Here is an 18,564-nt window from a genome sequence, read left to right on the forward strand (position 1 = left end):
CGCCTCTTTTTTTTTTTTTTACTCCCCCCCCCCGGTGGGGGCCGGGGGCCCCCCCCCCGGGCGTCTGGGCGGCTGTGGGGCCCCCCACCCCCCCGCCCCCCCCACGCCCGCCAGCGGTGTCCAGCAAGGTGGTCGGATTCCAGCATCCGCAGCGCGACAGCGCTTTCCGGCGGCTGGTCGGCCAATCGCAGCACGGCGACATCACCGCTGTTGTCGGCGGCCACCGGAACGCTGAAGCACACCGTCGTTGCTGCCACAGGGCAGCCGGGAAGCAGCGGGAAGTCGACGGTATCGGGAAGGGCCGCGGGCAAAGGCTGGTCGTCCGGGAGGCCCGCAATGGCGGCGACGACATGCGAGCAGGTGAGCAGGAGTCGACCGGGAATCAGGAACGCGGCCCCGAGTTGGCGGTGGAGCGCGCCATGGCAGACCGCCGCGGGCAGTCGTGTATGCGGCCGGCGTCGGCCGCCTTGGAATGCGGCCTCGAATTTCGGTCAGGAGTGCGGAGATCCATTGCCGGCGGTTCTTGAGCCGGAAGCCCTGGTTGACGCGGTCGGCCCACTCGCGACCCGGGACGCCACTGGTCGTCGATGTGGTTGGCGTGTCACTCGACAGGCTCGCGGTCGGGGGTGGGGTGCACTGCCCGCCGTGGCCCGCATTTCGCTGCTCCGAGGGCCCCGGCCGGTGCCTCTGCACGCCTCTGCCGCGTCAGAGGATCCAGAGTCGGCGATTGCCGTCGGAAGCTGTCTCGTATGGTGGCTGTCACACGACAGATCGGGACATCCTGGAAGTTCTCCCCGGGGGACTCCAGTCGGCTTCCGCGGTCGGTCCCCGCGGGCCCGAAGAGGTGTGTGCCCTATGAAACTTCCTGGAAATGGGGCCGGGAGGTGATGTGGGTTGGCGGAAACCCCGTCCGTCGTGTCCGAAATTCCTTGGCGTGATCCCCTCGCGGTTCGGAGTTTCCTCGTCCGGATGGGGGGCGGTCCATGATCGGTTCTTTGTGGACAGCATCGATTGACGACCCTAGGATCTGGCCTGGTCTGGCCGGAGATGGTCGAGGAAGCAAATCGATGAAACTTTTACTTTCGGGGGATCTTGATATGCCCAGCCCCACCGTGTGGAATATCGTTTCGGACGCAGGATCCGACGCCGACACCGATATCGTGCTCGCGGCCGATTTCCCGGTGACGGGGAGGAACGAGGGCGGATTCGCCGATCTGGCGCCCGGTCTGAAGCTGGACTGCGACCTGTGGCAGACCGTCGCCCCGGTCCGCGACCCCGAGACCGACGCCCTGGACGACAGCTACCTGGAGCTTTGGCTCTCCGAGGTGGCCGCCTCCGGTCGCACGGTCCGCGCCGTGCTCGGCTACTGTGCGGGCTCCGTCTTCGCCGGCGCGCTCGCCGAGAAGATCGGCGCACGGCAGTCGACCGCCCCCCGTGTGGTGCTGTTCGACCCCGAACTGGTCGACGTGCCCACCGTCCACCTCCAGTTCGGCCGGGTCGTCGGAAACATGACCACCGTTCTGACCCCGGAGGAGATAGCCGAGCTGTCCGGCGCCGCCGAGCGGCTCGCCGGGCAGCCCGACATGGTCCCGGCCACCTTCGCCGCCGGGCTGTACGCGGCCTTCCGCCCGATCGGCACCACGGCGCTGCGGCGGGCCGGACTCGACGAGGACTACGCCGGCGAACTGGTCCAGCTGGTCGGCTCGTTCATGTCCTACCTCGCCACCGCCGCCGGTCTCGACCCGCGCCCCGGCTGGAAGGGGGCCACGGTCGTCACCTCCGCCAGTGCGACCAGCGGACTGAACCGGATGCGCACCACACCCGGCGTCGCCCCCATCGAGGTCGCGGACGAGCGGCGCTTCGAGGTCGAGCACCGGGACCTGCTGCGCACCCCCGCCATCGCCGAAGCCGTGGCCGGAGTCCTTGCGAGCCGCCCGGGGGAGCACGCGTGAGCGCCGAAACCACGGCCACCCCGGCCCAGGACGGCTCTGGTCCCGCGGCCGGGCGCGTACCGGCGAGCCGCAAGGAGACCACCCTCTGGCTCCTCGACGAGCTGGTCCCCGGCAGCGGCGCCAACAACCTGTCGCTGGCCCTGCGCGTACGGGGCCGCCTCGACGCCGCCGCCACCGCGCACGCCCTGCGACTCCTGACGGAGCGCTTCGAGGTGCTGCGCACGGTCTACCACCGCGAGGGCGCCGAGCTGACCAAGGCCGTCGTGCCGTCCCTGGCCGTCGGGCTGGAGGAGGCGGAGCACCACGGCAGCGCGGCGGACGAACCGGCCGTCCTGACGGCCTTCGTGGCCCGCCCGTTCACCCCGGACGGCAGCTCCCTCGTACGCGCCCTGCTGCTGCACGGGCCGGACGCCGACGTGCTGTGCCTGGCCCTCCACCACGCCGTGTCGGACGTGCAGTCGACGGCCATCCTGCGCGCCGAGTTCGTCACCCTCTACGAGGCGGTACTGGGGAGCGACCACCCCGCCCCCGCCGAGGTGCCCGCCCTGCGTGAGCCCGCACCGTCCCCCGAGAGCCGCGGCTATTGGCGGGAGCAGATGGCAGGCTTCCGCTCCTCGGGCCTGGAACTCCTCTGCGAACAGCGCGACCAGCCCGTCACCACCCTCCGGGGCGACGAGGTCACCCACGTCCTGTCACCCGAGGCCCACGACGTCGTACGCCGTCTCCAGCGCGAGCTGCGGGCGCCGGAGTCCGTCGTCCTCCTCACCGCCTACGCGGTCCTCCTCGCCGCGCACGGCGCCGGGCCCGACCTCACCATCGGCTCGCCGGTCAACACCCGCCCCCGCGAGGCGGTGGACGCGGTCGGCTACCACAGCAACCTCGTCGTCCTGCGCCTGCTGCTCGACCGTGACGCCACCTTCCGGGACCTCACGGCCCTGACCCGGCGGACCTTCATGGAGGCGATGGCGCACAGGGACGTACCGACCGACGACGTGCTCGACATGGTCGAACGCGACGGCTCCGGCTGGCGCAACGCGCTGTTCAAGCACGTCTTCAACTACGTCCCCTTCGCCGAGGACCAGCGCACCTTCACCCTCGCCGGTGCCGAGGCCGAACTCCTCGTCGTCGAGAACGGCTTCAGCCAGTTCGACCTCGAATTCTTCGTCTCGGCGAACCAGGAGACCGCCACGGTGCGCGCCGCGTTCTACACCGGGGTGCTGGACCGGTCGGACGTCGAACTGATGGTCCTGCGCTACGACGCCCTGCTGGTCGCGCTGGGTACCGGGGCGGACACCCCGATCGCCTCCCTGCCGTCCTGGTCGGCCCGCGACCACAAGGTCATCGACGCCGCCAACGCCACGGACCGCGCGATAGGCCTGCGATCGGTACTCACCGGCTTCGCCCGCCGCGCCGCCGCCGACCCCACGGCCGTTGCCGTACGGGAGGGCGACCGCACGGCCACGTACGGCGCCCTGTGGTCCGCGGCCGTCGACACGGCCGCCCGGCTGGCCGAGGCCGGCGTACGCCCCGGCGACGTCGTCGCGCTCCTCCTGCCGCGCGGCGCCGCGCTGGCCGCCTCGGTGTTCGGCACCTGGCTCGCGGGCGCGGCCTACCTGCCGCTCGACCCGAACCACCCCGTGGAGCGCCTGACCTACCAGCTCGACGACACACGGGCCCGCGTCGTCATCGTCGGCGCCGGGATCACCGCCCCGGAGGGCCACGCCGCCGTGCCCGCCACGGACTGGGAGCAGGTGCCCCAGGTGCCGGTGGACGAGGCGGCGGTGAAGGCCGACCCCGACACCCTCGCGTACGTGATCCACACCTCCGGCTCGACCGGTAAGCCCAAGGGCATCCCGATCCGGCACGGCAGCCTCGTCAACCACATCGTCGACTACGCCGAACGCTTCGGCGTGGCCGGCTCCACGCGCCCCACCGGCTGGCTCAGCACGTACAGCTTCGACACCTCCTCGCTCGAACTGATGATGCCGCTGCTCCACGGCGGCCACACGGTGGTGCTCCCGGACGAGGCGCGCACGGACGGCACCCTGCTGGCGGCCGCCGTCACCGCCCACGACATCGGCCTGCTGCAGGCGACCCCCACGACGTGGCGGCTCGTCGCCCACGAGGCCGCGGACGTGACGGCTGGACGCGTCCTCCTCACCGGCGGCGAACCCCTGCCCGCCGAGCTGGCCACCCGGCTGCTCGAAGCCGGCGCCGAACTGTGGAACGTCTACGGCCCCACCGAGAGCACGATCTGGGCGACCGCCGGCCGCGTACCGGCCGGCCACGACGGAAAGGTGGACGTCGGCTCGCCCGTCGCCAACACCCGGATCTTCATCGCAGACCCGCACGGCAGGCCGCTCCCGGTCGGCCTCCGCGGAGAGCTGTGCGTCGCGGGCGCCGGCGTCGCCTCCGGCTACCACGAGCGGCCCGACCTGACCGCGGAACGCTTCGGGGAGAACGCCGAGTACGGGCGCTTCCACCGCTCGGGAGACGTGGCCCGCTGGCGGACCGACGGCAGGATCGACCTGTTCGGCCGGATGGACCGGCAGGTCAAGCTGCGCGGCAACCGGATCGAACCCGCCGAGATCGAGGCGGTCCTGCTCGCCCACCCCGACGTCGAGGCGGCGGCCGTCGTGGTCGTCGGCGATCCCGGGGCGGACGGCCACCTGGCCGCCTTCGTCCGGGTCCCGGGCCGCCCCGAGGCCGTGGACGAACTGTGGGACCACGCGCACGGGCAGCTCCCGCGCTCGGTCGTCCCGCACCGGTTCATCGCCGTGGACGCCTTCCCCCGTACCGGCAGTGACAAGGTTGACCATTTGGCCCTCGCCGAACGGGCGGCCCGGCACTCCGGCCCGGCCGTCGTCGGCGATGCCGGGGCCGGGGACGACCTGACGGCCACCGTCGTCGGCCTGTTCGCCGAACTGCTGGACCGCGGCGACCTCGACGCCGGCGCGCACTTCTTCGCCAACGGCGGACACTCGCTGCTGGCCGTTTCCCTCGCCCAGCGGATCAAGGACATCACCGGTGTCCGGCTCGCGCTGACCGACGTGTTCGAGACCCCCACCCCCGCCGCCCTGGCCGACCGGCTGCGCCGGCTCGCCTGACGGAACCGAAAGAGACGCTCATGGAAATCCTCAAGCTCGCCGTCAGCGGCTGGTTCGCCCGGGCCCTCGCGGTCGCCGCCCGACTGGAGATAGCCGACATCCTCGACGGCGGATCGATGACCTCGGCCGAACTCGCCGAGCGCACCGAGACCGACCCCGACATTCTCCACCGCCTCCTCCAGATGCTCACCGTGCCGGGAGTCCTGGAGCGCGACGGGGAGAAGTTCCGGCTGGCCGAGGCCTACGCGCCGCTGCGCGCGGACCACCCCTTCACCCAGCGCCACTTCGCCATCCTCGCCGCCGAGCTGTACGACGACGCCTTCGCCGGCCTGATGCACACCGTGAAGACAGGCAAGTCCGGCTTCCAGGAGGTGTTCGGGGAGTCCCTCTACGGCTACCTGGAGACCCACCCCGAGACGGCGGACCTGTTCGACAAGGGCATGGTCGACCTGGCGACGCCGGTGGCCCAGTGCCTGCTCGGCCTGCACGACTTCAGCGCCGTGAAGACGGTCGTCGACGTGGGCGGCGGGAGCGGCGGGCTGCTCCCCGGACTGCTGGCCGCCCACCCGGACCTGCGCGGCACCGTCGCCGACCGGGCCAGCGTCTGCGCCAGGGGCCGCACGGCCCTGGAGCGGGTCGCGAAGGAGGACGTGCTCGATCGCATCGACTTCACCCCGAGCGACTTCTTCGTCGAGCTCCCCGCCGGAGCCGACCGCTACCTGCTGAAGAACGTGCTGCACGACTGGACGTACGAGAACTGCGTCCGGATCCTGCGCACCGTCGCCACCGCCATGGCCGACAGCCCCGCGGACGCCCGGCTGCTCGTCGTGGAGCCGCTGGTGGAGAACGACATCGACGGCTGGCGGGCGATGTTCCAGGCCGTGGCCTGCGACGAGGGCACCACCGGACTGGACGAGCCCGCCATGCGGCGCGCCCTCGAGGAGGCCGGCTTCGTCGTGGAGTCGGTCGGGCAACTGCCGACACAGCACAAGGTGTTCGAATCCTCCCTGCGTGTCTCCTGATGCTCACGCCGGTCTTCCTGTTCGCGGGCCAGGGCTCCCAGTACCACGGCATGGGCAAGTGGCTCTACGGGGCCGACGCCGCCTTCCGTGAAGCCCTCGACTCCCTGGACGCGACGGTCCGCGAGGTGCGCGGCGATTCGGTGATCGAGGCGATCCACGGCGCCGGCCGGGGCCCCGAGCACCCGATGACGCAGTTCTCCCTCACCCAGCCGGCCATCTTCATGGTCGAGTACGCGCTGGCGCGGATGCTCCGGAGCCACGGGTTCGAACCCGGCGCGGTGCTCGGTGCCAGCCTCGGGGAGGTCGCGGCGGCGGCCGTCGCGGGCGCCGTCGACCCGGACGCGTGCCTGCGCTCCCTGCTGCGTCAGGTCGACGTCTTCGAGGCCGAGTGCCCGCGGGGCGGAATGCTCGCGGTCCTGGCCGACGCGGGACTCGCCGACCGCGACCCGGCCCTCGCGGGGGCGCACGTCGCCGCCGTGAACTCGCCGGAGAACTTCGTCCTGGCTGGCACCGCCGGGGTCCTGGACCGGATCGAACGGCACCTCCACGCCGCCGGCACGCTCTGCCAGCGGCTGCCCGTCCTGTTCCCCTTCCACTCGCCCCTGATCGACCCGGTCGAGGGCGTGTTCAAGGACCTGATCGGCGACCTGGCCATGAAGCCGGCCACGATCCCGCTGATCTCCGGCACCACCGGCACGACCGTGCGGATACCCGACCCCGCGCACCTGTGGCGGGTGCTCCGCGAACCCTTCGACCTGACCCGGGCGCTGGGCCCGCTCCTGGCACGGGACGACCTGCTCTTCCTCGACCTCGGGCCCTCCGGGTCCATGGCGAACCTGGTGCGGGCCGCGCTGCCGGAGGGCAGCGGCTCCCACGTGCTGCCCCTGCTGTCCCCGTACGCCCGCGACGAGGTGCTGTACCGGGCCGTCCTCGACGCGCGCCCCCGCCTCGCCGCCACCCCCGCAAGAATCGAGGTGAACCCCGTGAGCGCTCCCGCAGCGACCGCAGCGCACCGGTCCGCCGCCGCGCCGACGCTCGACGTCCACGTCTTCCCCGGGCAGGGCGCGCAGGCCAAGGGCATGGGCCGGGAGGTGTTCGACCGCTTCCCCGAGCTCGTCGCCCGCGCCGACGCCGTCCTCGGCTACTCTGTTCGGGAGCTGTGTTTGGAGGACCCGGGCCGCAATCTGCGGAACACCCGCTACACCCAGCCCGCGCTGTACGTGGTCAACTCCCTCACCTGGCTGGCGGCCGTGAGCGAGGGCGGGCGCCTGCCCGATTACGTCCTCGGGCACAGCCTGGGTGAGTTCTCCGCCCTGTTCGCCGCCGGGGTGTACGACTTCGAGACGGGCCTGCGCCTGGTCGCCGAGCGCGGCCGGCTCATGGGGCAGATCACGGGTGGCACGATGGCCGCCGTCTCGTACGTCGACGCCGCGCTCGTGGAGCGGGTCCTGAGCGACGAGGGCCTCTCCGACATCGACATCGCCAACTACAACGCGCCCACCCAGACCGTGATCGCCGGTCCCGCGGACTCGGTCAACCGGGCGCTGCCCGCGCTGAAGGCGGCCGGGGCGCGGTGCGCGCCGCTGAACGTCAGCGCGCCCTTCCACAGCCGGTACATGGCCGCCGCCGCCGAGGAGTTCGGCCGGCTGCTGGACGCCACCGCCTTCGCGCCGCCGAAGATCCCGGTGATCGCCAACGTGGACGGACGGCCCTACGCGGCGGGAGAGGTGGCCGCCACCCTGCGACGGCAGATCGCCTCGCCGGTGCGCTGGACCGACAGTGTCCGGCTCCTGATGGGCCAGGGCGACTTCCGGGTGCGCGAGCTCGGTCCGGGGCAGGTGCTGACCAAGCTCATCGACCGGATCCGAAACGAGGCGACCCCCCTCCCCGCTGCCGAGCCCGCCGGGCCCCGGCGGTCCGAGGCCGTCCGTACCGAGGCCGTCCGTACCGAGCCCGCGCCGGTCGCGCCCGTACGCCCCGCGACGGCCTCCGCCGGGTCGCTCGGGTCGGAGGACTTCCGGCGGGACTACGGCGTCCGCCTCGCCTACGCCGCGGGAGGGATGCGGCGCGGGGTCGGCTCCGTCGACCTGGTCGCCCGGATGGCCGGGGCCGGACTGCTCTCCTACTACGGCGCCTCGGGGCTCCTGGCCCGGGACGTGGCCTCGGCGGTCGCCGCGATCCGCGCACGCGTCCCGGCCGGGGCGCCGTTCGGGGTCAACGTCACGCACGACCCCTTCGACCCTCGGGCCGAGTCCGATCTGATCGACGTACTGATTCGGGACGACGTCCGCTTCGTGGAGGCCTCCACCCACGTTGAGGCGACGCCCGCCCTCGTACGGCACCGGCTGACCGGCGCCCGGGTACTGGCGGACGGCACCGCGCACGTGCCCCGCAAGATCCTGGCGAAGGTGACCCGGCCGGACGCCGCCCGCCTGTTCCTGGAGCCACCGCCCGCCGCGCTGGTGAGCCGGCTGGTGGCGGAGGGGCTGCTCACCGCCGAGGAGGCCGAGGCGGGCGCACGCGTCGCGTTCGCCGACGACGTCTGCGCGGTAGGGGACGCCGGGGACCACTCCGACATGGCGACCCTGTGGGCGCTGCTGCCCGCGCTGCGCGGACTGCGTGCGGAGCTCGGCGGAGTGGCCGGGGCCGTGCGCATCGGGGCCGGGGGCGGCATCGGAGCCCCCGAGTCGGCGGCTGCCTCCTTCGTCCTGGGCGCCGACTTCGTCCTCACCGGCTCCATCAACGCGTGCACCGCCGAGAGCGGGACCAGCGCGGCGGCCAAGGACCTCCTCCAGGAGGCTGACGTCCACGACACCGCCTTCGCGCCCTACGGAGACCTCTTCGAACTGGGCGGCCGGGCAAGGGTGTTGCGCAAGGGCGTGCTGTTCCACGCCCGCGCGGGAAAGCTCCACGACCTGTGGCGCAACCACGACTCCTGGGAAGCGGTACCTGCCGCGGTGCGCGCGAAGGTGGAGCGCGACTATCTGGGGGCCCCCTTCGAGGAGATCCTCGCCCGTCTCGGCAATTCCGCCGAGTCCGCCCTCGACCCCAAGCGGCGCATGGCGCTCGTCTTCCGCTGGTACTGCGCCCAGGCGGCCACCTGGGCGATCGAGGGCACGCCGGGCCGCGTCGCCGACTACCAGATCCCCTGCGGACCGGCCCTCGGCGCCTGCAACCGGTGGCTGGCCCGCACACCGCTGCACGCCTGGCGGGACCGGCACGCCGACGTGCTCGCCGAGCGCCTGATGGCCGGGGCCGCCGAGGTCGTGGGCCGCGGGCTCCGAAGCCGCAGCTCCTGACTTTCGAAGGGGCAGCGAGACCACGCACACCACATCACCCGCACGATCGACATTCCCAGCACCGAGCGAGGCAGACTGCATGACCGAGACCCCCACACCGGAACCCAGCACCGTGTCGGACCACTTGGCGAGCGAGTTCGACCTGTCCGACCCGAAGTTCATCACCGACCCGAAGGCGGGGGAGCGCTGGCTCGGCGGCCCCCGGCCCGTCTGCCGCGGGAAGTTCGCCGACGGCAGCGACGTCTGGGTGGTCACCGGACACCACGACGTCAAGACGGTACTCGGCGAGCCGACCCTGCGCAGCCGCCCGCCGGGCGACTCCCACCGCGAGAGCATGCTCAGCCGGGGCATCCCCGAGGACATCGTCGACATGTTCGACTCCACCCTGCTGACCATGGACGGTGAGGACCACATGAGGGTCCGCCGCCTCGTCACCCGGGCCCTGTCTGCCCGGCGGATGCTGGCCCTGACCCCGGCCGTCGAACGCGTGGCGGAGCGGCTGCTGGACGACCTCGCCGGCAAGTCCGAGCCCGATCTGATCGCGGACTACGCGCACCCCCTGGCCATCATCGTCATCTGTGAACTCCTCGGCGTCGACGAGGAGTACCGCGAGCAGTGGCGCGAGTGGAGCGAGACTCTCGCCCAGGCCCTGCGCCCGAACCCCGAGCAGTTCGCCCCGGCCGTACGGGGCATGGCCCGGGTGACCCGGGAACTGATCGCCGCCCGCCAGGCCGAGCCGCGCGACGACCTGATCTCCGAACTCGTGCAGGTCCACGAGGAGGACAGCGACCGGCTGACCGACGACGAGCTGACCGCCCTGGCGATGGTCCTCGTACAGGCCGGCCACGAGACCGTCCGCAACCTCGTCGCGCTCGGGGCCTTCACCCTGCTCCAGCACCCCGATCAGCTGGAGCTGCTGAAGAACGACCCCTCCCTCGGCAGCCGGGCCGTCGCCGAACTCGTGCGCCACACCGCGCCCGTGAAGCACACCTTCCGCCGCTTCGCCACCGAGCCCGTCGAGATCGGCGGAGTGAAGGTGCAACCCGGAGAGGCCATCCAGGTGGTGCTGGCCGCCGCGAACCGGGACCCCGAGGTCTTCGAGGAGCCCGGACGCCTCGACGTCACCCGCGAGCAGAACCCGCACCTGGGCTTCGGCCGGGGCGCGCACTACTGCCTGGGCGCCAGCCTCGCCCTGATCGAGGGGGAGGTCGCCCTGACCGCACTGTTCAAGCGGTTCCCCGACCTGTCGCTGGCCGTCGACCCGCAGGAGATCGAGCCGCGCTACCTGCTCTCGATGCAGCGTCTTCCCGTCCGCCTGTCCCCGGGGAACGAGGTGCGATGACCGACGGCCTTCCCACGGTCCCGGGTCTGCCGATGACCCGGGGCCGGTGCCCCTTCGACCCCGCACCCGAACTGGGCGTGCTCCGCGCTGACCACCCGGTCGCCCGCATGGAGTTCCCCTCGCCTTCGGGCACGGCGTCCACCAGTGCGCGGGCCAGCAACTCGCCAGGCTGGAACTGCGGGTCGCCTTCGAGGCCCTGTTCGGACGCTTCCCGGGGCTGCGCCTCGGCGTCCCCGCCGCCGAGGTCCGCACCCGCCTGGACGTGATCATCTACGGCGTCCAAGAGCTACCGGTGACCTGGTGAACGGAGAGAACGTGCTGTACCGAGAGATGTTCAAGTCCAAGATCCACCGTGCGACGGTGACCCAGGCGGACCTGCACTACGTGGGCTCCGTCACCATCGACTCCACTCTGATGGCCGCCGCGAACCTGTTGCCCGGCGAAAAGGTCGACATCGTCGACGTCGACAACGGGGCCCGCCTCAGCACCTACGTCATCCAGGGCGAGGCCGACAGCGGGGTCATCGGCATCAACGGCGCCGCGGCCCACCTCATCAACCCCGGCGACCTCGTCATCATCATCTCCTACGCCTCCATGAGCGAGGAGCACGCCCGCTCGTACGAACCGAGTGTGGTCTTCGTCGACGCCGGCAACCGACCCGTCACGACCGGCACCGACCCCGCCGACGTACCCGAAGGTTTCGGTCTGGTGCGCGGCGACACCGTCAGCACCTGACCACCCACCCTGCTCACCGGAGACCCACATGAGTGCCACCCCTGACGTCATGACCGCCTTCACCAGCGGTCTCGCGGACATCAACCTCGACGAGGCCGGCACCGCCCGCCGCGGCGAGAACGCCGTCGGCATGAAGTCCGCCAGCGCCACCATCTACGACATGGCCGCCACGCTCTCCGGCCCCGGGGCCCTGTGGAACTGGGGCATGCACGACCCCGCCCTCGTCGAGGAGATCCGCGCCCGCGTGCCCGGCTTCGGCGATCCCTGGACCGACGGCTTCAGCGAGCAGCTCTACTTCCTCGCCCTGCGCGAGCTCCCCCTCGACTTCGACGACTACGCCGGACGCCACGTCCTGGAAGTCGGCTGCGGCATGGGCGAGGGCCTCAACCTCCTCTCCCGCATCGCCCCCGGCGCCCGCATGACCGGCCTGGACCTGTCACCGAAGGCCGTCGCACGGGCCACCGCCACCCTGTCCCGGGGCGACGCGCTCACCTTCGTCCACGGCGACGCGGAGGACCTGCCCTTCGAGGACGGCTCCGTGGACGTGCTCGTCAACATCGAGAGCTCGCACACCTACCCCGACCTCGGCAGGTTCCTCGCCGAGGCCGCACGCGTGCTGCGCCCCGGCGGCTTCCTCAGCCACATCGACGTCTACACCCGACAGCGCACGGAGACCATGCGGCGCACGGCGGAGGAGACCGAGGGCCTGGAATGGACGGCCGACCACGACATCTCGGACCGGGTCCGCGCGGCCGTCCGCCGCCGGATGGCACCCGGCAGCCACTTCCGCACCACCCTCGGCAAGCAGCGCATGAACCCGCTGGTACGCCAGATCGCCGCGCACAGCCAGATCCTCATGTTCGGCGGCATGTTCGCGGGCTACCAGCCGCCGCCCTCCATCAAGGCGCTCAGCAAGCTGGGCATCGTGCCGTGGATGACTGGCCTGCCGATGGAGAGCTACCGCCACCGGATCGCCGTCCGCCGATGACCCGCCGCCCGGGCCGAAACCGAAAGGGGGAAGCATGAGTCCACGGCTGTTCGCCGTCGCCGCCGGTACCGAGGACCTGCTCCAGGTCCTGCTGTACGCCCACATCGACAGGATCCGTGCCGGACGCGAACTGCCCTCACTCGCCCGGTACTGCCACGAGGCGGCGACGGGCACGGCCGGCGACCACCGGATCGCCTTCGCCGTCGACTCGTACGACGACCTGCACACGCAGCTCGAAGAGGCCTGCGCGGGCGAGGTTGGGCGGGTCCCGGCGGAGGTCACGGCCCGGCGCCCCGGGCTGGTGTTCGTCTTCGCCGGACAGGGCGCCCAGTGGTACGGAATGGGCCGCGAACTCCATGCGCAGCAGCCGGTGTTCCGCGAGGTGATGCACCACTGCGAGCGGCTGGTAAGCGAGTTCGCCGGCTTCTCCGTCGTCGAGCAGCTGAAGCTGCCGGCCGAGAAGGCGCGACTGGACGAACTGGACGTCCTCCAGCCGACGATGGTCTCCTTGCAGATCGCCCTGACGGCGCTCTGGCGCAGCTGGGGGATCACGCCCGACGCGGTCGTCGGGCACAGCATGGGGGAGATCGCCGCCGCCCACACAGCCGGCGCACTGACCCTGCGCGAGGCCTTGATGGTCGCCTGCCGACGTAGCGCGCTGCTGCGCCGGATCTCCGGCAAGGGGGCGCTGGCCACGACGGAACTCTCACCCGCCGAGGCGCAGGCGGTGGCCGAGGCGAGCGGTGGCGGGATCAGCGTGGCGGGGGAGAACAGCCCCCGCTCCACCGTCCTGGCGGGGGACTCGAGCTCGCTCGCCACGCTCGTCGGCGAGCTGGAGGCGCGGGACGTCTACTGCCGGGTGATCAAGGGGACGGTCGCCTCGCACAGCCACTACGTGGAGGAGCTGCGCGAGGATCTGCACGCCGCCCTGCGCACCCTGGAGCCGGCCCCCACCCGCCTGCCGATGTACTCGACCGTGACGGCCGAGCCCGTGCCGGGCGCCGGGCTCGGGGCCGCGTACTGGATGCGCAACCTGCGGGAACCGGTACGGTTCGCGGCCGCGGTGGAGCATCTGGGCGCCGCGGGACATGAGGTGTTCGTTGAGGTCAGCGCCCATCCGGTACTGCTGAGCCCGGTGCGCCAGACCCTCGAACACGGGGAACGGCAGGGATGGCTGCTGCCTTCCGGCAGGCGGCGGGCCGAGGCCCGCTCCATGCTCGCCTCGCTCGGGACCCTGTACGCCTGCGGGCGGGAGCCGAACTGGGCCGCGCTGTTCCCGCAGGAGCGGGCGAGCTCCCTCACCCCGTACCAGGCCGCCGTACTGGGGGCGGTACGCCGGCCCCGGCCGGCACCCGTGGCGGCGGGCCGGGCCGCCCCCGCCTAGCGCCGTGCCGGGCGTCGGGACCCGGTGAACCTTTCCGGTCACAGCATGAGAGAGGAGCGAAGGCCGATGGGCCCCCGTCCGGACGGGGGCACATCGGTGTCAGGCGGCGCCGACCGGAGCGGCGGTGAGGCCGTACAGCCCCGACTCCCGGCGCAGCACCCCGAGGTCGACGAGGGCCCGGCGCAGTGACACGGCGTCCAGGACACCGCTCTCACACCACGGCTCCAGACGCTCCGTCACCGTGCGTTCGTCGTACTCCCCGCCCGGGGTGAAGGTGGCATCCCCCACGTGCCGCAGCACCGTTCGCCGCGCCTCGTGGTCGGCCTCCTCGGGTAGACCCACCAGCACCCGGTCGCGCACGAAGCCGCGCAGTCGGGCGTCAGGCTGCTCGGTGGCGGCCTCCTCCTCCCGGCGGCGGGCAGCGGTCTGCGCCGCCTCCTCCAGGGCGCCTTCGTTGACGACGAGCCGGCCGCGCCCCTCGGGCACGAGCAGCCCCGTCCGGGTCAGCTGCCCGATGGCCTTGGCCGCCACCGGGGTGTCGAGCCCCGCGGCCGTGAGGATCTCGGACGAGGTGGACGAGCCGAGCGCGACCGCGGAGAAGACGCGGCGCAGTGTCGGGTCGGACATCACGAGGGTGAATTCGTCAGGTGTCATCAGAGTGTTCCGCATTCCTGCCGGTGCGGGCCGGCGCGGCGCCAGGGCGCCGCACCGGCCGGGACCTTCGGGTCAGCGCCCCTTCCGCTTGATCTTGATGCTGGCCAGGTCGGTGGACACCGACTTGAGGTCGAGGCATCCGGCGCCGAGCTTGGCGACGGCCGCCACGGCGAGCTCCTCGGCCTGCGACAGGACGAGCTCCTCGGTGTCGTCGTCGGTCGCGGGGATCAGCACGCGGAAGGTGAATCCGTGCAGTCCGCGCTCGTAGTTCACCGTGCCCTCTTCGGTGAACCGGGCGGTGAGCACGCCGTGGTCGTCAACCTGGGCGAGCAGCGACGCGCGCTGCTCCTCGTCGAGAGGCGCGAACTTGCCCCGGGTGAGGACCTGGTAAGTCGTACTGCTGCTCATGATGGGCGGTCTCCAGATGTGGTTCTCAGGTTCGACTGGTCGTCAGAGGCGCGGCGCACTAGGTCATTTCCTCCCGCCGGACCCGGTGGTGCGGCAGGAGCAGCACGAGGGCGGTGACCGGGACGAGGCCGCCGGCGGCCCAGTACAGCGTCTCGCTGTAGGTGGACACGAACGTCTGCGCGCGGATCTCGCCGAGCGCGCCGTTGATCGTATCCCGGGTGCCGCCGTCGGCGCCCTGCACCAGGGTGGAGCACGTGTCCGGAACCTTGGCCAGGTCGTCCTGGCCGAGTGCCTCGGTCGCGCAGTCCTGGAGATCCGCGGCCTGCTGGGGCGACACCGACTGCACGGTGGGGGCGACCCGTTCAGCCTGCGGCCCGGCGTTGCCCGCGAGCGCCGCGAAGAAGAGGCTGCCGAGGACCGCCACGCCGAGCGCGGCACCGAGCTGGCCGGTGGCGTTGATGATGCCCGAAGCGGCGCCGGCCTCCTGCGGCTTGACCTCCCTGAGGACCAGCGCCGTCAGCGGGGGCATGAGCAGACCCATGCCGGAGCCGATCAGGAGCATGGACGGGACCGCGTGCCAGGAGGTGATGTCCGGACCGAAGTGGTCGGCCGCCCAGGCGTAGGAGACGATGCCCGCGAACATCAGGACGGCCCCCGCGAGCAGGCAGTAACGGCCGTAGAGCGGGAAGAACTTGCGGACGGCGAGACCGCCGACGACCGGCACGCACAGGGAGAACGGGATCGCTGTCAGACCCGTGTGCAGGGCCGACCAGCCGAGGCCGGCCTGGAGGTAGAGGGTCCAGCTGAGGAAGAAGCCGGCGGGGATGGCGCTGAAGAGGAGCTGCACGCCGATGCCGGCGCCGAACGCGCGGACCTTGAACAGGGACAGCGTCACCAGGGGCGAGCCGTCCTTGCGGGTCTTGTGGCGTTCGTAGACCACGAACAGCACGAGGACGGGGGCGGAGGCGACGAGCGAGACGATGCTCCAGAGCGGCCAGTCGAGTTCGCGGCCGAGGGTCAGCGGCACCATGAGCAGCAGCAGTCCGAGGATCACCAGCAGCATGCCGATGATGTCCAGGCGCTTCGCGTGGGGGGAGCTCGACTCCCGCATCCACTTCGCGGCGCCGATCAGGGCCACCACGCCGACCGGCAGGTTCACCACGAAGATGCTGCGCCAGCCGAGGTCCAGCGGGCTCCAGCTGATCAGGGCGCCGCCGATGAGGGGACCGGAGACGATGGCCAGGCCGACCATGCTCGCGTAGAGGCTGACGACGCGGCCGATCTCCTGGGGAGCGAAGGAGACGTGGATGAGCGCGAGTACCTGGGGCACCATGATCGCGGCGGTGAGCCCCTGGAGCGCGCGGGCGACGACGAGTAATTCGGTGCTGGGCGCGGCGGCGCACATGGCGGACGCCAGGACGAAGCCGCTGACGCCGATGAGGAACATCCGCTTGCGGCCGAAGATGTCACCGAGCCGGCCGCCCGTGATCAGCAGGACCGCGAAGCTCAGGGTGTAGCCGGCGGTCATCGCCTGGATGGCGACGGTCGAGGCGCCGAGGTCGCGTTGGATGCTCGGGATCGCCACGGTGATGATGTTGGCGTCGAGCAGGTCCATGAAGGTGGCGACCAGCAGGACGGTCAGCGCGAGCCACCGCTTCGGGTCGGGCTCGGGCGCGTCGGGGGTGGCAGGTGGGCCGGTGTTCGCCGGCTTTTCTGCCTGCCCTGCCTTGTTCATGGGTTCTTCTCCAGGTTCTCGATCGGGGGTTCGGCGGTGGGTGCCGCGGTGGGTTCGGCAGCGGTTGCGGTGCTGCGGGCGAGTGCGGTCCAGGACTTCATCAGGAGCTCCACCACGTCCACGACGGAGTCCATGCCGCTGTCGGCCGGGGAGAGCACGCGCTGGATGGACAGTCCGTCGTTCAGCGCGTGCACGATCAGGGCCAGCAGCTCCACGGGAGCCGGCGTGGTCACGCCGCGCGCGGTGAAGCCCTGCTCCAGCGACTGGGCGATCGCCTCCCGGGAGCGGCGCTCGCGGTCCGCCAGTACGGGCAGCAGCTCCGGGTCGCGCAGTCCGTAGAGCCAGAGTTCGGTGCGCAGGGCGAGCCAGCTGGCGAGGTTCTCGTCGCGCCGGCGGTGCCAGGAGCGGAGGTGGTCGAGCATCTCCTCGAAGGTGGCCGCCTCGCGGCTCATCGCCTGGATCTCTTCCAGCTCGTGCTGGGTCCGCTGTTCGAGCAGGGCGAGGACGAGCTCGTGCTTGCCCTCGAAGTTGCCGTAGAAGGCGCCCCGGGTGTACCCGGCGGCCTCGACGATCTGCTCCACCGAGGTTCCGCTGACCCCTTGGCCGGCGAAGAGCGCGGCCGCGGACTGCAGGATCTGCTCGCGGGTGACCTGCCGGCTCTGCTGCCGGGTGAGTCGCTTGGTGATGGTCATCGCCTCCTTGACGCGCTTCCCAGATACGAGACTGTATCCCAATACGGAGCCATATCTGAAACGCGTTCAGAGAGGGAGCCGCGTTGCGGGGCGCGCACGCGAACGGGCTGCCACCGGTGCCCGAAGGCGTGGTGGCAGCCCGTGGCCGAGCCGCAGGGTCAGGCGGACGCCGGCCCCGGGATCCTGAAGCGGTTGATGGCGTCGAGGTGCCGGGCGCGCAGCTCGTGGTCACGGACGCCCAGGCCCTCCTCGGGGGCCAGCGCGAGGATCCCCACCTTGCCGTGGTGCAGGTTGCGGTGGACGTCGCACAGGGCCTGGCCGGTGTCCTCCAGCGCGTAGACCTTCGACAGTGTGGGGTGGATCCTGCCCTTGGAGATCAGCCGGTTCGAGGAGGTCGATGATCGCGGTCGCGCCCATCGCCCGGCAGATGTCGGCCTTCTGCGCGCTGGAGACCACGCAGACCGGGTTGGCCCCGCCGGCGAGGCGAACTGGGTGGCGTAGGAGCCGAGTCCGCCGCCGGCACCCCAGATCAGGACGTTGTCGCCCTGCTTCATGCCGGCCCCGTTGCGGGAGACCAGCTGGCGGTACGCGGTGGAGGCGACCAGCCCCGGGGAAGCGGCCTCCTCCCAGCTCAGATGCCGGGGTTTGGGCATCAACTGGGTGGACTTCACCAGGGCGAGCTCCGCCAGGCCGCCGAAGTTCGTCTCGTAACCCCAGATGCGCTGCTCGGGGTCGAGCATCCTGTCGTTGTGGCCGTCGGAGGACTCCAGTTCGACCGAGAGGCAGTGCGCGACGACCTCGTCACCGGGCTTCCAGGCATGGACGCCCGGCCCCGTGCGCAGGACGACGCCCGCGAGGTCGGAGCCTATGACGTGGTACGGCAGGTCGTGGCGCTTGGTGAGCTCGCTGAGCCTGCCGTAGCGCTCCAGGAAACCGAAGGTCGGCAGCGGTTCGAAGAGGGACGACCAGACGGTGTTGTAGTCGACCGAGGAGGCCATGACGGCCACCAGGGCCTCACCCGGGCCGAGTTCGGTCCAGGTGCACCGACTTGCGCGGGTCCTTGTCGCGGGTGGCGAGCCCCGCGAACAGGTCCGTCTCGTCCTTGTGCAAGGTGACGGCCCGGTACGCCTCGGGGGCGGCGAGCGCGGCGAAGTCCTCCCGCACCCCTTCCCCGTTCACGACGGCATCGATGACGTCCTGCATGTGGTGTCCACGGTACGGGGGTGGGCGGTGGTGCGGGAGGACG

At 71.7% G+C, this 18,564-nt stretch carries 13 protein-coding genes and 2 pseudogenes; 10 read left to right on the plus strand and 5 right to left on the minus strand.

All coding sequences use genetic code 11. The features are described from left to right. Positions 1-116: 116 nt before the first annotated feature. The 10 genes and pseudogenes from ACFWTC_RS25975 to ACFWTC_RS26020 all read left to right on the plus strand — a co-directional run bounded on the left by ACFWTC_RS25975 (position 117) and on the right by ACFWTC_RS26020 (position 13,829). Positions 117-527 (plus strand): hypothetical protein, encoded by a 411-nt coding sequence (locus ACFWTC_RS25975; protein ID WP_383925081.1) that lies wholly within the window; start codon positions 117-119, stop codon positions 525-527. Positions 528-1,097: 570 nt separating this feature from the next. Next, a complete protein-coding gene (locus tag ACFWTC_RS25980; RefSeq protein ID WP_384028637.1) occupies positions 1,098-1,952 on the plus strand; it encodes a hypothetical protein in 855 nt (284 codons plus the stop codon). Then, complete coding sequence (locus tag ACFWTC_RS25985) at positions 1,949-5,059, plus strand: amino acid adenylation domain-containing protein (protein WP_383925087.1); 3,111 nt, start codon at positions 1,949-1,951, stop codon at positions 5,057-5,059. Before ACFWTC_RS25980 ends, ACFWTC_RS25985 begins: the two co-directional genes overlap by 4 nt. Positions 5,060-5,079: 20 nt before the next feature. Next, positions 5,080-6,081: a methyltransferase gene (locus ACFWTC_RS25990; protein ID WP_383925090.1), complete on the plus strand. Its 1,002-nt coding sequence runs from the start codon at positions 5,080-5,082 to the stop codon at positions 6,079-6,081. After that, complete coding sequence (gene fabD / locus ACFWTC_RS25995; protein ID WP_384028635.1) at positions 6,081-9,380, plus strand: ACP S-malonyltransferase; 3,300 nt, start codon at positions 6,081-6,083, stop codon at positions 9,378-9,380. Before ACFWTC_RS25990 ends, fabD begins: the two co-directional genes overlap by 1 nt. 79 nt (positions 9,381-9,459) lie before the next feature. Beyond that, positions 9,460-10,722 (plus strand): cytochrome P450, encoded by a 1,263-nt coding sequence (locus ACFWTC_RS26000; RefSeq protein ID WP_384028633.1) that lies wholly within the window; start codon positions 9,460-9,462, stop codon positions 10,720-10,722. A 118-nt stretch (positions 10,723-10,840) separates the two neighbouring features. Then, positions 10,841-11,026 (plus strand): annotated as a pseudogene (locus ACFWTC_RS26005) (cytochrome P450); the annotation flags it as partial. A 14-nt stretch (positions 11,027-11,040) separates the two neighbouring features. Then, positions 11,041-11,457: an aspartate 1-decarboxylase gene (panD, locus tag ACFWTC_RS26010; protein WP_383925151.1), complete on the plus strand. Its 417-nt coding sequence runs from the start codon at positions 11,041-11,043 to the stop codon at positions 11,455-11,457. Positions 11,458-11,485: 28 nt separating this feature from the next. Next, positions 11,486-12,445: a class I SAM-dependent methyltransferase gene (locus ACFWTC_RS26015; protein WP_383925099.1), complete on the plus strand. Its 960-nt coding sequence runs from the start codon at positions 11,486-11,488 to the stop codon at positions 12,443-12,445. Between the two features lie 34 nt (positions 12,446-12,479). Next, the gene (locus ACFWTC_RS26020; RefSeq protein ID WP_383925102.1) at positions 12,480-13,829 is read left to right on the plus strand and encodes an acyltransferase domain-containing protein; all 1,350 of its coding nucleotides are present in this window, start codon (positions 12,480-12,482) and stop codon (positions 13,827-13,829) included. Between the two features lie 99 nt (positions 13,830-13,928). Here ACFWTC_RS26020 and ACFWTC_RS26025 read toward each other — a convergent pair whose 3' ends face one another. The 5 genes and pseudogenes from ACFWTC_RS26025 to ACFWTC_RS26045 all read right to left on the minus strand — a co-directional run bounded on the left by ACFWTC_RS26025 (position 13,929) and on the right by ACFWTC_RS26045 (position 18,521). After that, positions 13,929-14,483 carry a DUF2087 domain-containing protein gene (locus ACFWTC_RS26025; protein WP_384028631.1) on the minus strand — a complete coding sequence of 185 codons (555 nt, stop codon included), beginning with the start codon at positions 14,481-14,483 and terminating at the stop codon, positions 13,929-13,931. Positions 14,484-14,555: 72 nt separating this feature from the next. Then, on the minus strand, positions 14,556-14,891 hold the full coding sequence (locus ACFWTC_RS26030) for a DUF6204 family protein (RefSeq protein ID WP_383925108.1): 336 nt from the start codon (positions 14,889-14,891) through the stop codon (positions 14,556-14,558). A gap of 58 nt (positions 14,892-14,949) precedes the next feature. Beyond that, positions 14,950-16,626: an MFS transporter gene (locus ACFWTC_RS26035; protein ID WP_383925111.1), complete on the minus strand. Its 1,677-nt coding sequence runs from the start codon at positions 16,624-16,626 to the stop codon at positions 14,950-14,952. Next, positions 16,623-17,318 (minus strand): TetR/AcrR family transcriptional regulator, encoded by a 696-nt coding sequence (locus ACFWTC_RS26040; RefSeq protein ID WP_383925114.1) that lies wholly within the window; start codon positions 17,316-17,318, stop codon positions 16,623-16,625. Before ACFWTC_RS26040 ends, ACFWTC_RS26035 begins: the two co-directional genes overlap by 4 nt. Positions 17,319-17,476: 158 nt before the next feature. Then, positions 17,477-18,521: pseudogene (locus tag ACFWTC_RS26045) on the minus strand (alcohol dehydrogenase catalytic domain-containing protein). Positions 18,522-18,564 lie beyond the last annotated feature (43 nt).

Source organism: Streptomyces sp. NPDC058619, from assembly GCF_042717785.1.
Classification (GTDB): domain Bacteria; phylum Actinomycetota; class Actinomycetes; order Streptomycetales; family Streptomycetaceae; genus Streptomyces.

What these genes read in the sequence shown, in the direction of transcription:
- ACFWTC_RS26015 (WP_383925099.1), top strand. Translation starts at nt 11,486, where the DNA reads ATGAGTGCCACCCCTGACGTCATGACCGCCTTCACCAGCGGTCTCGCG.
- ACFWTC_RS25990 (WP_383925090.1), top strand. Translation starts at nt 5,080, where the DNA reads ATGGAAATCCTCAAGCTCGCCGTCAGCGGCTGGTTCGCCCGGGCCCTC.
- ACFWTC_RS26030 (WP_383925108.1), bottom strand. Translation starts at nt 14,891, where the DNA reads ATGAGCAGCAGTACGACTTACCAGGTCCTCACCCGGGGCAAGTTCGCG.
- ACFWTC_RS26040 (WP_383925114.1), bottom strand. Translation starts at nt 17,318, where the DNA reads ATGACCATCACCAAGCGACTCACCCGGCAGCAGAGCCGGCAGGTCACC.
- ACFWTC_RS26020 (WP_383925102.1), top strand. Translation starts at nt 12,480, where the DNA reads ATGAGTCCACGGCTGTTCGCCGTCGCCGCCGGTACCGAGGACCTGCTC.
- ACFWTC_RS25980 (WP_384028637.1), top strand. Translation starts at nt 1,098, where the DNA reads ATGCCCAGCCCCACCGTGTGGAATATCGTTTCGGACGCAGGATCCGAC.
- fabD (WP_384028635.1), top strand. Translation starts at nt 6,081, where the DNA reads ATGCTCACGCCGGTCTTCCTGTTCGCGGGCCAGGGCTCCCAGTACCAC.
- ACFWTC_RS26000 (WP_384028633.1), top strand. Translation starts at nt 9,460, where the DNA reads ATGACCGAGACCCCCACACCGGAACCCAGCACCGTGTCGGACCACTTG.
- ACFWTC_RS26025 (WP_384028631.1), bottom strand. Translation starts at nt 14,483, where the DNA reads ATGACACCTGACGAATTCACCCTCGTGATGTCCGACCCGACACTGCGC.
- ACFWTC_RS26035 (WP_383925111.1), bottom strand. Translation starts at nt 16,626, where the DNA reads ATGAACAAGGCAGGGCAGGCAGAAAAGCCGGCGAACACCGGCCCACCT.